At 51.3% G+C, this 13,158-nt stretch carries 8 protein-coding genes; 1 reads left to right on the top strand and 7 read right to left on the bottom strand.

What is annotated here, in order from left to right:
* Positions 1 to 3: 3 nt before the first annotated feature.
* The 7 genes from Q3Y58_RS11905 to Q3Y58_RS11875 form a co-directional block, all read right to left on the bottom strand.
* The gene (locus tag Q3Y58_RS11905) at positions 4 to 2,247 is read right to left on the bottom strand and encodes a lantibiotic dehydratase (RefSeq protein ID WP_319622384.1); all 2,244 of its coding nucleotides are present in this window, start codon (positions 2,245 to 2,247) and stop codon (positions 4 to 6) included.
* A 91-nt stretch (positions 2,248 to 2,338) separates the two neighbouring features.
* Positions 2,339 to 4,210 carry a gluzincin family metallopeptidase gene (locus Q3Y58_RS11900; protein ID WP_319622383.1) on the bottom strand — a complete coding sequence of 624 codons (1,872 nt, stop codon included), beginning with the start codon at positions 4,208 to 4,210 and terminating at the stop codon, positions 2,339 to 2,341.
* Entirely contained in the window at positions 4,207 to 5,454 is a 1,248-nt protein-coding gene (locus Q3Y58_RS11895) for an MFS transporter (protein WP_319622382.1), read from the bottom strand. Before Q3Y58_RS11895 ends, Q3Y58_RS11900 begins: the two co-directional genes overlap by 4 nt.
* Positions 5,455 to 5,493: 39 nt before the next feature.
* Positions 5,494 to 6,111 carry an NAD(P)H-dependent oxidoreductase gene (locus Q3Y58_RS11890; protein WP_319622381.1) on the bottom strand — a complete coding sequence of 206 codons (618 nt, stop codon included), beginning with the start codon at positions 6,109 to 6,111 and terminating at the stop codon, positions 5,494 to 5,496.
* 64 nt (positions 6,112 to 6,175) lie between these two features.
* Positions 6,176 to 6,370 (bottom strand): ammosamide/lymphostin RiPP family protein, encoded by a 195-nt coding sequence (locus Q3Y58_RS11885; RefSeq protein WP_319622380.1) that lies wholly within the window; start codon positions 6,368 to 6,370, stop codon positions 6,176 to 6,178.
* Between the two features lie 1,097 nt (positions 6,371 to 7,467).
* The gene (locus tag Q3Y58_RS11880) at positions 7,468 to 7,857 is read right to left on the bottom strand and encodes a homocysteine S-methyltransferase family protein (RefSeq protein ID WP_319622379.1); all 390 of its coding nucleotides are present in this window, start codon (positions 7,855 to 7,857) and stop codon (positions 7,468 to 7,470) included.
* A gap of 547 nt (positions 7,858 to 8,404) precedes the next feature.
* Positions 8,405 to 8,557 carry a hypothetical protein gene (locus Q3Y58_RS11875; protein ID WP_319622378.1) on the bottom strand — a complete coding sequence of 51 codons (153 nt, stop codon included), beginning with the start codon at positions 8,555 to 8,557 and terminating at the stop codon, positions 8,405 to 8,407.
* Between the two features lie 1,235 nt (positions 8,558 to 9,792).
* On the opposite strand from Q3Y58_RS11875, the gene Q3Y58_RS11870 reads away from it, so the two are divergent.
* Entirely contained in the window at positions 9,793 to 13,146 is a 3,354-nt protein-coding gene (locus Q3Y58_RS11870; protein ID WP_319622377.1) for an HAD-IA family hydrolase, read from the top strand.
* The last annotated feature ends 12 nt before the right edge of the window (positions 13,147 to 13,158 follow it).

Genomic DNA, 13,158 nt, shown 5'->3' with positions numbered 1-13,158 from the left:
CCTCTAAGCGATTTCCGCGCCAGCAGCGAGCTTGGCGCCTGCAAAGGCTCTGGTCGTCTCTGGTACTTTCGCTACCGGACCGGGGTAAATCGCATGAACTCGCAGCTCACACGGGTAGCGACCACCTCCCTGCGTCAACCAAAGGCTCTCAGCATCAGGGTACATTTCCTCAAAACGTACTGCGGTGCTGCGTTTGAGCAGATTGGCGAGCATCACCAAACAATGCTCAACGGCGAAATCCACGTAGATGGGTTTGCGTTCTGCATCTGCCTTTGCAAAAACCCGTTCTGGCAGTTTGTGTGTTTGCCGGAAGGTTTGCGCGGCCTTGAGCAAAGCAACGCCTGACATCTCAGTAAGGTCGTTGAGAGCTTCCGCAGCAAAGGACCAACGTTGCCGTTGTATCACGCAGTCGCCGAAGTAAATGCGTGGCGTGTGCTGTCCAAGATCGATCTCTGGCGCGGCCAGCCAAGGCAGGGCTAGTGCGGCGAATGGTGGGTATTTTTGATGGTCTGACAACGTCAGGTAAAGCGGTATTGGCATGCCGCCAACCATCAACCGCACCACACCATCATCATCAAGGCCGACTTCAGCGCGCGCAAGAGATGTCGCTTTGGCCCCCTCAGCCTTGTCGAAACGGCCAATAGGATCTGAGTAAACGAGGCGCTCACCGGGGAAACTATAGAAACCTTTATTGCGCCGCCGCACTTGAAGGGCGGTAAGTTCGCTCAGGCCCGTTTCATTCAGCCTGTTGTTGAGCTGGCATGAGTACTCATTCCGGTTTGGCAAAAAGGTGGTCAGCCACGAGTTCAGCAATAGATGATGGTTCATCTTGCCAACAAAGAGCTCATAGTTCCCAGAAGCCAAGGCGTCCATGTCCTTTGCTCCGATGAAGACATCAAGTAGCGAGTAGCGCGGCCCCTCAATCTCCTTCAGCATCAACTGTTCTGGGGCAATGCGCACGCACCCGTCCGCATCTGCAGATTGATTAGAGACCAGCTCTTCCAGACGGCGTTGCACCTCGTTTGTGCCCACCGCAGGCATTGTTGGCACCTCACCCTTCATTGCACCGATAAACCGAGGGGCTGGCACTGGTGTGCCATTCGGTGAGAGATGCATGAAGACGGCGCGGGCAGAGCGTTGCAAGGCTTCCCATTGCGCATTCCCTATGGCTGCCGAGAGTTGCAAAGAGGGCTCCGCCCGTTGAACAAGATCCTCATGAAGACGGCGGCCAAAGGTCAGCTCACGGATGCTGCCACGTGCTTCTTCATAGTAGATGGTGCGGTCCTCATACATCGCGCCGGTTCCACGCCATGCTGACAAGCCGGTCTGCGTTTCAAACTGCAAGGCTGCCTCTTCGAGCAGCTTTTGCCGCTCCTGGAAGGACGCTGCGCTCATCTGCGCGCACCACCGTTGCCACGCTGTCAGTCGCTCAACCCACCTGTCGCGTGTGGACCCTTCTGGCAAATCACTGACCACGGCAAGCAACTCTTCCAAAGCGTCAAGGCGCGAGGAGCTAACAATAGGGCCGTGCCGCAAAATGCTGGAAGCAACCAACTTGTCGATGAGAACCTGAGAGCGTGGGCCATGCGTTTTCTGGATTTGGCTGCGGGTCTGGCCGTTTTCCATTGCCTCCATTACTGCAACCGCCCAAGGGGGCAACGCGCGATGGGATTGATCCGGCATAGTCAACCCATCCGCTTTCAGGAGGACCATGGGATTCAGATGTAATGGCAACGCGTTCCTGAACTCAGGTTCTTCAGCGATTTTTTCGGCAAGCGCCGACAGGGCCCAAAACGTTAAAAAGACGCGGCGTTCAGTAACAAGATCCTCGCCCATGGCGAGCCCCGGCCCCTCTTTCCGATCTACGGTGGTTTCAAGCCTTGCCCAGCCATCCCAACCGTCATCTACCCGGCCATAGTTCAGTGTACCAAAAAAGCTTGTGGTCTCGTTCTTGGCTGCGAAGCGCTGGAGGTAGGCAAACACGGTACGTAACGCGCGCCGCGCATCAGAGTTGAAATGGGATTTCGCAAGCGCTCGCTCAACTTTCGGTACCGCGTTGCGATAAACATCCGGGCTTGAGACAAACAGCGCTTGGCGAATATCCTGCCTTTGCAAAAGACGCCCAATGCTGTCCAAAATGCGTTGATTTTCTTCGCTATAAACCTGTTGCGTCTTCGCATCTTCAGCACCCATTTCCAGCAGGATTGCCAAGGTGTCCTGCATGCGAAAAAGTTCAAGCACCTCCATCGGAAAGCCCGGAGAACGTAGAACAAATTCAGGGCCAAATTGCCATCTAGCTCGGACATGGGCTTTTTGTTGGTGAGGAGCGGATTGCTGATCAAGCATATGATGCAGCCTCCCCGGGAACATTCAGGACAAGTGTCATCAGTTGGTTCAATCGGCCCCGCATCACGCTCAGGCACGTTTCCCACACGGCCTCCTCTTCCAGATCAGCACCAAAAGTTGTTTTGAAAGCGGTATTGATGTCGTTTTGAGCCATGCTGCGCAAAAGACTGGTGTAGGCGCCAGCAAACTGAGGTCCTAAAGCCTGTCTTTGCGCCTCAAGAAAGTGTGCAAGAAAAAAGCCGGTAATGTAGGGCAAGCCATGAAACTGAGAGGCAATGAATACCGGTTTGCGATACCAAGCACTCACATCTGGGCTAACTTTGTTCTCTCCGAACCAATGCAACCAAACTTTCGTGAAACGCTGATCCAGTTCCTCTGGTGTATAAGCGAAAGGCGCATCGGTCAGTTGCCTCTCAAAAGTAAAGTTGGCAGGCAGCATCAGCGCAAAGGCGATAAAGGCCTGCGCTTCCATCCACGCGTAGCGGCGGAACTGGGCACATGGGTGCTGAGAACTGTTCTCCCCGCTGCGCTGCCATTGGCTACGCAGCAGAAGTTCGGCAAACGATGCCACTGTTTCTGCGGAGGCCGTTGGCACATAGTGCCGCTCCATGGGCAGATCTTTTATGCACCAGAAATGATGTGCGTGCGAGGTTTCATGGGCAATGCGGATCGCGTTCAGAGCATGGCCATCATAGCTCACGAGCACGAGTGGCACGCCGCGTCGGGCAATCGAGGTTTGAAAGTCCGCTGTTCTGCGTCCTGCCTGATGAGGTCTGGCATCGAGCCAGCCCTTTTGCATCATCAGACGGAAAAACCCAGCCATTTCCGGATCAACCGCATTGAACGCTCGCTCGGTATCCCTCAGCGCCTCGTTTAGTGGAACCGGACCAACCCAGTTGCTGGAAGCATCCAGATCCCAAGGTGCAAGCCTCTCGTAGCCTGCCATGTGCGCTTGAGCCGTTAGCGCTGCTTGAGCGTCAGTTCGAAGGGCGTTTGCAGCTTCAAGACAACGCTCAACTGCGCCGCGCGAGAGGGACGTTTCAGCAATGGCCTCCTGCCAGCGATCTTCGCCCTTGATCTCAGCAGCTCGACATCGCCATGCAATGCGGCCGGTCAAAGCGTGGGCTGCCATGGTTCGATGCGGCTGCCAAGCTGTTTCCACGCTTGCGAAAATCCTCTCCCGAATGCTTCGAACCGGGTGCGCCAACAAGCGGGTCGCCTCCACCACAGGGACTTGGTTATCGGCTATCCCGTCCTCAGGCAGATGGAAATAAAGCTGCGCTCGAGTGTCACGGTAGGCCTGCCACCACTGTCTGTAGCCGGGTCCACCGAGCCGGTCTATCTGTTCAGTGCGCTTGCTTTTTTCCTCGTCCCTTTCCCAACTCTGCCAGCGCTTTAAGACCTTTTCAGGCACGCCTTCCGGGAATAAATCTGAGGCGTTTCGGCCTGCTTTGAGCATCACCCCTACAAACTCCGTAGGGGCACTTTTATGCGCAGTAGCAATGCGCCGAATACGTTCCGCATTCTTCATCAAGTGTTTGGAAGTTTCGCCAAGAGAGCGCTTGCACTCCAAAAACACATAGAGTTCCTGAATGCTCTCTCGCTGTTCTGTCCAATCCGCATCAAGTCGCTCCAGCGCGGTGGCAGACAGCGCCCCAGCCGTTACTTGCTTGGCGAAACGAGCAAACTCTTCTCGGCTCCGCTTTACTCCCGCCCAGACGTTACTCAGGGCAGCTGCGAACTCTGCAGAAGCCGGATCCCACAAGGGATCTATCATTTTCCACCGTACTTCCTCGTGAGCACTCTCGTCACCCGAACTGAACGGCTCCGGCGCCTGTGTTGCGAGGGAGGCTGTCATCGTCATGACTTGCCCCCTTCAAGGGCCTGCGGTTCGTCTGAAGCGCGCGAACGGCTTGCAATCAGTCCAAAGATGGCCATGGCCACAGTCCCGGCAGCGCACATGATGAATGCAGCTGGAGCGGTAGACTGGGAGATCAACGCACCAATCATGAGCGCGCTCAAGCTCTCGCCGATAAAAGCGACAGTTGACCACATGCTGAACACCTTGCCCATTCGGCTGCCGGGCGTTTTTGTTTGTATCAGCACGACAAGCGGAATATCCACGACCGCTTCTACAGCGCCTACCAGCAGGGCGAAGCTCAGCGCTATCCAGATGTTTTCAGAGAGTCCAAGCGCGGCAAAAAAGACGCCCCACAGGGCCCATCCGCCGAAAATGTAGAGCGATGGATTTTTGATTTGCAAACGGCCGATCACGAGGGACGCAAAAACGTAGCCGATGGTGATCATGGCTAGAACCCAACCAAAGCCACTGGCTCCTGCGCCCCAGTTCTGGTCTGCCACGTGCGGCAGCGCGACACGCTCCAGGCCAGTGACAAACATCAGGCCGACACCGAACAAGATGATGCCCCAAAACAGATCTCTATGACCCTGCAAAAAGCGCAGCGTGCCACCAAGAGCACCGAGCAGGTTGTCCTCGGACTCCTCACCTTCGGCATGGCCGACGTTGCGCAGCGGCACTACAAAACCAATGGAAACAAAAAAGGTTACAATAGCAATGGTGTAGAGCTGATCTGCGCCCCAAAGCTCGATGAGAATGCCGCCAAGTGCCAGACCAATCAGGCGCGCAGCCCGAAAACCGCCCTCCACAAGGGACACCCCAAGGGCCCGGGTGTCATCATCCAAGACACCTGCAACCGCTGCATTCAACGACGGATGAAAGAAACAGCGGGCGCTTGTCAAGACAAATGCAATCAATGCCAAGTGCCAGACCGTCAACATGCCTGCCAGCGCCAACGCAGGCACAACCGCCACGGCAACTGCTCGGATCAGATCACAAAACAGCATTAATGACTTGCGGTTCCATTTATCCGCGTAAACGCCGCCGATCAATCCGAACAGTAGGTAAGGGGCGCTGGCGCAAAACACCACGAGACCCGCCAGCCACGCGCTTTCTGTCATCTCGTAGGCGAGCCAGTAAAACGCGACCTGATAGATGGATTCGCCAAAGGTGGAGATGGTTTGTCCCAGCCACAGCAAACGATAATCGTGGTTTCGGGCAAGTCGCAGCCAGTCGGGCGCCGTTTTCATGCGTACCTCAAAATCAAATGGACAAGCGGAACAGCAGCGCTATGCCGCTTCCTTATGTTTTCTCCGAATAGCCCCGTCCTTGCGCGCTTCTGAAAGCGCCCGGGTATAACCAATGAGAAGATCACAGGAAGCATCCAAACGCGCCCAGATGGCGGGAAACTTCTGCGACGGCTCGGTGAAAGCCCGTTCCGTTGCGGCGTTGACGTCGCTCACGCGCCGCACCACCACGTCATCAGGGATCCAGCAGAGCCGATTTCCCCTGAAGCTGGAGACACGCAACTCCGCAATGGGCCAGACACCGCCCATGCCATCCGAAACTCCCACCGGCAAGGCTGGTTTGTCACAAAACGGCCCCTCTCCAGACAGCATGAACAGCGTTTTCAAACCAGGTGGCACCATGCCGTGGAATTCGGGTGTGATGACCACAAAGCCGTCCGCGTCAGAAAGGTCACCCAGGGTGCTGTGCCAAGGTGACCCCGGCGTTGGCGGGGATTTGAAAACATCGTCCGTCAGCTCTGGCAGGATTGGCTCCGCAAGGTCTAACACAGCGCAAGTCACCTCTTTACGCCGCCTGGATAGACGTTTTGCAAGTAAATGGGCGAGCTTACCCGACTGGGAGCCCATGCGCGGGCTACCAGAGATAATCATCAACTTCATGAGATTGCTCCACACTATGATTTGAAGCCGGAAGTTGCCCAGCTATTAAGCTGCTCGAAACCGGCTAAAGAGCGAGGGGAGCGATCTTGTCTTCAACATCTTCAAGATCGAAATCCAGATCATCTAGGTCGTCCAGATCATCGTGGTTTTCTTCATGTTGAACAGTCGCATCGACAGATTTTACTTCATCGGTCGTGTTGGATACGTCTTCCCGGATTTCTTCCTGAGTATTTGAAGTGCTATTTTCAATGCTTGACATGACACACTCCTTGATAGCCAAGAGTCCATCGATTGTATGAGATGGACTTCCTCTACTGGACCGAGTGTCGAGATACCAGCAATATGAATGTTTATCAACTTTCTACAATAGTATTAGATCGTAAATTATTCTAATTTTATTTAATATTACTCAGCGTAAGGCAAGTGGTTTTCTATTGGTTGTAAAACTAGAATTCTCTCAGACGCAGTGAGAATTAGTTTTTTTTTAGATTATCAATATCAATAATCAATGCGATGATTAATCATGCTAATTCATTTAGAAGTAGAGTATCAGGGTCAAAAAACGCACCTCTCATTTCACTCATGGAAGTTAATCGGTTAATCGAGAATCACCTTGAGCAAATTGGCTCCCATCGCATGGTGCGTCTAGGTTAATGCCCGACAGCACCTTAGGCGGGCTGAAGAAAGAAAATCTTGTCTAGTTTCATGCGCCGGCTGAGGCAGAACTAAGCACATTGCCGTACCTCACTTCGCTTCACTGGTACATGTTTCACTACATTTGGTGTATCCACCTGCGAGGTCCCTGGCTTTTGATTGGACTCCCGCCGCCAGCCCTAATGCCTTTGGAGCAGTCGTCCCGAACGGCTCGGGCTTGAGTTATGTGAAGATCGCAGGTTATGTTGCAGCCTTGTAGCCAGCCGCAGCGCTAGAATGCTCTGCTTGTTCTGGTGCCTTTCATACTCGGTCAGCTGCTTGCCGAGCAGATAGGAATCCACAAACCCGCCCGACTTGATTGCTTCCGTGATCCCGATTTGAACGACACCCACCGCTTCGTCGGAGACATAGAAGCCGCCGTGTTCTTCTTCGTCCCACGTGATTTCCTGGGCGGTTGTAAGGTCGCGGTTGAGGGAGGCGAGCGAGGTGGTTGCGCCGCTCTCCTCCGGCTCCTGCTGCCTGTCCTCATCGCGGATGAGAATCTCCGCCTCACCCAGCGTGGTACGGGTTACGTGCCGCCCGCGCGCGGATTTTGCGTATGAGGCGGGACCTCTGCATGGCTTTGGGCTTTGCAGGCTGTGTTTTAAAGTCCTATCCGTACAGCGCTTTACCCGAATGCCCCTGCTGCAGCGTCTCCGGCGTTCAGGTCAAACGCCGCACGAGTTCTGCAATATGAGCGGGGCCAACCTCGCAGCTGCCGCCGATGATGGTTGCGCCCATTTTCGCCCAGTGCCCAGCAAAGTCGGCATAGGCGGCCGGTGAAAGGTCCGAGCGTGCAGAGAGTTCCGAGACTGTCGCACCTTCTTGGACGAAGCTCTTAGTAATCCGGGTAAAGCCTTTGACATTGGACAAGTAAAGGAAATACAAGCCGAAGCTACTAGTTAGATTCGTTGTTGCCAGCCGAACCAACCGGTCCGCGATCTCCGCATTTTCGTCGAACAGTTTGCGCACAAAACGATAGCAACTCTCGCCGGTCTGGAACGTTCGGCAGGCAAGCGCAATGCCTGCACCACGCAGATTGATTGCATTCATGACCATCTCCCGGCGCTAAGACGACCTCAAGTCCTTTGCCCGCAGCGTGCTTAAGCAACTCGTTCTGCATCGCCATCTCGGCATACCTTTTCTTCAGACGGCGATCCTGCTGAACCATGACCTCCATTTCTGACATAGCGGCGTGTCCATACCGTCATACTCAGAACACAAGTTGTAATAAGTCGCGCTGCTGATCCCATGTTCCCGGCAGAGATCGGCCACTCAAACAATTCTTTCATTTTTCAGGAAAATGATGCACTGGATGATTTTCTAGTCCTCATCATTGCTTCAAAATTTCCAGGATCTGGCTTCCCGTAAATCGAGACTTCTTCATTTGCTTCTCGAAGCACATCACAGGCCGGAGAAGCCAACTTTAAACCCGGTGAATTTTGGGGTTGATTATCGTGTCTTCCAGCCAAGACACTTGAGGGGCGTGTTGGTGAGGCGGTCACTGATCCTTTCAAGTTTGGATCAGAGACCTGCCGCATATCCAGTATGCGTGGCAGCCATCGTCTGGCACGGCACATTGTATTTTCGACCGTTCCTTTTACCAAGGCGCGGCAGGATCGCAAAACCAGTTTCGCTTCCCGATCTCGACCTGTAAGTGAGGCCAAGACATGAACTCTGTTCCACGATCAAAGGTGATGGATTGGCGTGCTCCAAGAGGCAGGGCTGCAAGTGCTGCGATGATCTTATCCATCAGCGGCTTGTTTTCCTGCGGCTATTTTTTTGAGAACCTTGAAACGGCCGACAAGTTTCACCGAAGAGGTGACATTGCCCGGACCAAAGTGTTGTTTGAAACGCGCTAAATCGGCTTCCTTGCGGCCGAACTCTTCACTGTTAGGTCGAAACAGAAAGCTAACATCACAGTGGAATTTGGAGATGCGCCGTATTCGAGCCCATCTCGGCCTGGGCCTCACGATGCTTGGGAGATACCACGAAAGTTCCTGTCGCACCCCTTCCTTGGAATTGATCTATCTACACTTGGTTGCGGGCACTCTCTTGGAGACACTGTTTCATGGCCGATGAGACAGACGATTTGTTCCGGCGCTCAGCTATCCAGATACACACAACCACAGAAAGACACAGAGCCTTATGGCTGATCAACTACCGTTGTCTGCCGTGTCGCCTTAACGCGGATTGCTGGGCAGCAGCGCCAAAAAAACCAACCACATCTGACAGCTCGGCGTCTCCAAAGTGGCTCCTTGTGAGCTCACAAAATAGTGTGGAACGATAGCGCCCAAGAGTTGCGACCATACGCTCCACGGGTGTCTGGGCCCGTCGCCAACGTTAAATCTTCACGCGTTCAGCTTGAGCAAGGTGGCTGCATATTGCTCCTATGAGGAGATCCTCCCATTTTACAAACTATTGGTTTCAAATAAGAGCCGCACTTCGGGGTAGTGTGCGCGTATCCGGCTATGCCGCTGTCACCCCATATGAATCCCTCCAAGTTTATACGAGGCTCCCATCGCTGCACCGGTTGAAGCGCAGACGCCCCATATCTATGTTGCACTATTTAGCAAAATCAGAGCTAAGCAGAATGAAGAACAGTCATAGAATTCGTTGAATAAATGGCACAAACTAGAAGAAGAATACATCACGCTGTTTGGTTAATACATTGACTCTCTCGCATCCTACACCTGCCCCCGGGGTTTGCAAGATACTTTGAAGTAATTACCTATAGTTACCATCGAGAAAGACTACTATCGGGAGATAGTTTTCGAGTTTCGTAGCATGTCGTCAAAAATTCATAATTTAAATAAATGCGGTTAATTACTTGGGGGAAAGAGCCTGCCCCTATGTACTCCGCATAAAAATCAGGTAGGCTCCGCCCCCAAAAGGTGAAGCTGGTCAATCAAATGTACCTGCCCTGTAAAGGGTCTGAAAAAAGATTGCACAGCCCAATGCCAGTCGAATGATTCTTTTGGAGCGCTTATGAAGGTTTTAATATGGGTTACGCCATGGGTGGGACAAAACAATGATTTGTTTTTTTTCAGAAATGCCTTCAACAAACATCTTTTGAAGCAAGCGAATACCCTTTGCTCTAAAGGGATCGACGTATCTGTAATTTTGCCATCCTCGCTGCTCCCGCTGCGAGGTAACTGTAATCCAAAAATTAAGGTGATTGAAATTAGTTCTCAGGAGGCAATCTCCTTGGTTGGTGGATGGAAGGATCCATCAAAAGAACTCCACCTAGAACCTTTCGGGGCTATGCAGGCTAAAATTTCGGCGTGGCTTGATAATATTCTTTCGGAGAAATTCGATGTCGTGTTGAGCTGGGAAACACCGGTGCCATTTCTCCAATCTTTGTATCCCGGCGCACTGATTATTCATCAAATGCCGGGGGGGTTTGCGCGTCCGCCGTTCCCCCATACCGTTACCTTCGATCCAATAGGTTTGTATTCAAACGGGATTATTGGTCGCTATTCGACTAAAATATTTAAAGACAGCTGGGGTACGTACAAACTTGCAAAATCAATAGGTCCACACTTTAAAAGTTTATTCTCGGAATTTAAGTATCAAAAGCGCGATACTTTGTTGGAAAGGGCTTCCTCGGACCATCTTACTCTGCTTCCTCTACAAGTCTCGAGTCACTATGCCTTTAGGGCGGAAACAGATTTCCAATCGCAGCTTGATTACCTTCACACTGTATCGAACCAGTTGGATGGTGCAATTTATGTCACTGAATATGTATCGAAACTTTATAGCGAGATATGCCTGAGTGAGCCTCACCTTGCTTTTTTCCAGAAATCCAATCCGCAAATTCTGTTTGATAGTGGCTCTCGAGAGTTGCCATCTGTGTCCCAGTTTTTACTGCCCGAAGTGGATAGGCTTGCAGTAGCAACTTCGGGCTTGGCAATTCAGACATTAATTTGGGATACTGAAGTCATTCCATATGGGCGAACCCAATTTAGCGATTGGGCAGGAATAAAAACATCAGAAGAAAAAGAAAAAATGCTCGAGTTTATTCTTAATCGCCATCAACCGTTAGCATCAAAAGTGGTCGAAGACGGTGACTTCCTTGTTAACTTGATTGAAGAACTAAAAGGAAGACAAAAAAATCTTACTCCAGACAATTTGCCAGATTTTACGTCGATTGATCCGAGCTATGAGGAGAAGCTTTTCTTGGGCACCCGTAGAGACATAGTCAAGTCGGACTTCAAAGCAGCCGGAATTAAGTCTGCTTGCGAACGGGAAGATCAGCTGGCAGAACTCTTGAAATCCGATATTTCGTTGGTTTGTTTTGATATATTTGACACTCTAGTTGAGCGCCCTTTTGAGGCGCCTGCTGATTTATATGGATATCTCGAGCTGGAAGCCTCAAAAGCCGGTTTTCAGGTGTTTGATTTCGCTCAGAAGAGACTTCAGGCCGAGCTGAATGCTCGCGAAAACGCCAGCAAAGAAGAAATTACTCTGGATGAAATTTATTTGGAGTTTCAAAAGTTAGATAAAGCGATCGAGTTGTACGCTGATGAGCTAAAGGCACTAGAAAAAGACGTTGAGGTGAGGGTTTCAAAGCAAAGGGCCTTAGGTAAGCGACTTTGGAATCTTGTGCAGTCAAAAGGTTTTCAGGTTGTTCTAGCTAGTGATATGTATCTAGATCGCAGCACAATAGAGAGAATACTGAATAAAAATGGCTATGCTGCCTACGAAGAATTGTTTCTTTCCTCAGAGGTGGGAGCGACTAAGAAAACGGGGAGACTGTTCGATTATCTATCGAAGCAGACACGAATAAAGCCGAAAAAAATAGTTCACATTGGCGACAACCTGAAAACTGATGTCAAACCCGCCGAATCCCTTGGGTTTAACGTGTTTCACGTACCACGTGCGGAAACCCATTTCTGGGAGAATTCGAACTATAAAAGTGTTTTTGGCAAACGAAACCCCATAGAGCCGCTACAACGAAGCTTAGTCGCCGCGAATATTGCTCGGACCCGTTTTGCTAAGCGCAACAGTGGAAGGTGCACGTCGCTATTTAACAATGATCCAAGCATGTTGGGATATTGCTCGGTTGGGCCAATTGTTTTTGGCATGGCCGATTGGCTTCGCCGGAAAGCAGAAAACGATAGAGTTACTGAACTCCATTTTCTTTCGAGGGAAGGGCGTATTTTATTTGATGCGTTCCAGATTATGCAAAGAGGCAACGAGGAGAAGCTTCGAGCAAAATACCTGTATGGCTCGAGGCGGGTCATAAGAGTAGCGACGCTTCGGAATATCTCGGATATTTACAATTTAGCCATGAGTACAATTGATGCCAGCGCTTCTTTCCAGTCTCTGCTGGAGCAGAGATTTGGGGTCTCTCCATCCTCTGATATTATGGCAAAGTCAAAGGATGCTGGCATCCGAAAATTGAGTGATTTGGTAAGCGGTTACGACAAGTCAGTATTATTTCGCTTTTTGTCGTATTGTTCGGACGAGATATTGAAAAATGCTCTTGGTGAAAGAGAGACTTATTTAGCTTATTTAAACCAGGTTGGCTTTGGCAGTTCCGACAGGCCATATGTTGTTGATGTGGGTTGGAACGCAAATATGCAGGGTAGTCTAGCCCAGCTTACCGGAAAAAAAGTCGGTGGTTATTACTTTGCTACTCTTGAAAGGGCAAGCCGTTGGGTCAAGCGAGGGTACCCCATCCAAGCTTACTATAGATACGGTGACATGCGACCGGAGAAAGATGGGATACTATCCAATAGATTGCTTCTGGAGCACTTCCTATGCGACATCGGTGGCACAGTGGTGAGCATTGCGAAAAACAGAGAAGGAATAATTGAGCCAATACTTGGTGATTGTGATTGTGAGCGCGATCGGTTCGTGAAAGATGTGCACAAGGGCGCGTTGTCGTTTGTTAAGGACATGGTGAATACCCTTGAGGAACTGGATCTCGACATCGAGTTCGAACCAGAATTGATGTGTGCTATCATGGGCCGGTATATGGCCAATCCAACAGCAACTGACGCAGAGCTCGTAAAAGGGCACCAATTAGAAGATGCGTTCTCTGGTGCAGGGAGGCTTTATGTAATCAATGCGCGGGATCGCATTGGGGTAAATGTGGCAAAGTCCTATTGGAAGCCGGGAGCAAAAAAATTGGAAAATAAACATGCGCGTTCTCCAGAGCAATCTGAGGCACCAAGCGTGTGGGCCAAGGCGGTCCTTAAACTTGCGGAGCCATTTGTTGTTCCACGCTTAGAACAGCATCAGGCGTTTTTGTATCGATCAAATCCGAGTGAGCTCTTTGAAAATGCAAAACACCCCAAGCTGGTAAAACTAGGTAAAGTTGCGGGTTTTATTTGATCAACGAATGGA

This window comes from Nesiotobacter zosterae (assembly GCF_033843645.1).
Taxonomy (GTDB): domain Bacteria; phylum Pseudomonadota; class Alphaproteobacteria; order Rhizobiales; family Stappiaceae; genus Pseudovibrio; species Pseudovibrio zosterae.
The sequence above is the reverse complement of the archived record's forward strand: the minus strand, read 5'-3'. Positions and strand labels throughout refer to the sequence as shown.

Bases quoted from the DNA above. Each gene is read 5' to 3' on its own strand.
- Q3Y58_RS11870 (WP_319622377.1), top strand. From the start codon at position 9,793: ATGAAGGTTTTAATATGGGTTACGCCATGGGTGGGACAAAACAATGAT.
- Q3Y58_RS11890 (WP_319622381.1), bottom strand. From the start codon at position 6,111: ATGAAGTTGATGATTATCTCTGGTAGCCCGCGCATGGGCTCCCAGTCG.
- Q3Y58_RS11875 (WP_319622378.1), bottom strand. From the start codon at position 8,557: ATGGATAAGATCATCGCAGCACTTGCAGCCCTGCCTCTTGGAGCACGC.
- Q3Y58_RS11885 (WP_319622380.1), bottom strand. From the start codon at position 6,370: ATGTCAAGCATTGAAAATAGCACTTCAAATACTCAGGAAGAAATCCGG.
- Q3Y58_RS11905 (WP_319622384.1), bottom strand. From the start codon at position 2,247: ATGGAGGTGCTTGAACTTTTTCGCATGCAGGACACCTTGGCAATCCTG.
- Q3Y58_RS11880 (WP_319622379.1), bottom strand. From the start codon at position 7,857: ATGAATGCAATCAATCTGCGTGGTGCAGGCATTGCGCTTGCCTGCCGA.
- Q3Y58_RS11895 (WP_319622382.1), bottom strand. From the start codon at position 5,454: ATGAAAACGGCGCCCGACTGGCTGCGACTTGCCCGAAACCACGATTAT.
- Q3Y58_RS11900 (WP_319622383.1), bottom strand. From the start codon at position 4,210: ATGACGATGACAGCCTCCCTCGCAACACAGGCGCCGGAGCCGTTCAGT.